The following is an 891-nucleotide window of genomic DNA, read 5'->3' as shown; positions in this document are numbered from 1 at the left end:
AGAGCGCCTAACACAATGAGCTGAGTCGGCGCCAGCAGATCAGGGCGCAGCCGATGCTGAGGAAGGCGCGGTGGATGTCCTCGCGCACTTCCCAGCGGATGCGTAGCCTGCGGAAGCTGTGCAGTAGTGCGATGGCCTGCTCGACGACCCAGCGTTGTTTGCCCAGGCCGGAGCCGTGCTCGGTGCCTCGTCGGGCGATCTGCGGGCGCACGCCCAGCGCCCGGACGAGCTTGCGGTACTTGTCGTGGTCGTAGCCGCGGTCACCCAGGACGACGTCAGGGCGTCGGCGGGGCCGGCCGCGCTTGCCGCGCACCGGTGGGACGGCCTCCAGCAGCGGCACGAGCTGGGTGACGTCGTTGCGGTTGCCGCCCGTCAGGGTGAACGCGAGCGGGATGCCGGTGGCGTCGGTGATCAGGTGGTGCTTGCTGCCCGGACGGCCTCTGTCGACCGGGCTCGGGCCGGTCTGCGCCCCCCTTTTAGCGCTCTGACGTGGGAGGAGTCCACGACAGCGCGGGAGAAGTCGAGCGCGTCGGCGGCGCGCAGGCGATCAAGCAACACCTCGTGCAGGCGTTGCCAGACCCCTGCCCGTTGCCACTCGGCCAGCCGTCGCCAGCAGGTCATGCCCGAGCCGTAGCCCAGTTCCTGCGGCAGGTGCTCCCAGGCGATCCCGGTGTGCAGGACGAACAAGATGCCCTGCAGGACCAAGCGGTCATCCAGCCGCTTACGCCCCGGGTAGCGGCTCCGTCGCTGGTGCTTGGGCAGCAACGGCTCGACGACCGCCCATAACTCATCGCTGACCTCCCACGGCTTCAGCCGCGCCACCCGTGACTCCTCTCGCCCGACTACAGCGAGAGATCAAACCACAACGGAGATCATTCTGTTAGGTGCTCT

Annotated in this window: 1 protein-coding gene; it reads right to left on the bottom strand. The window is 68.5% G+C overall.

Annotated features, from left to right (window positions below; genetic code table 11):
- Positions 1–7 precede the first annotated feature (7 nt).
- Positions 8–822, bottom strand: a protein-coding gene (locus HHX33_RS34695; protein ID WP_396786380.1) for an IS5 family transposase whose coding sequence is annotated in 2 segments (ribosomal slippage) — positions 8–468 and positions 468–822 — 816 coding nt in all. Because the reading frame shifts where the segments join, the coding sequence is not laid out codon by codon here.
- Between the last annotated feature and the right edge of the window lie 69 nt (positions 823–891).

Origin of the sequence: Microbispora sp. H10670, assembly GCF_014161385.1 — a bacterium.
Lineage (GTDB): Bacteria > Actinomycetota > Actinomycetes > Streptosporangiales > Streptosporangiaceae > Microbispora > Microbispora triticiradicis.
This window is presented reverse-complemented; position numbering and strand designations above follow the sequence as displayed.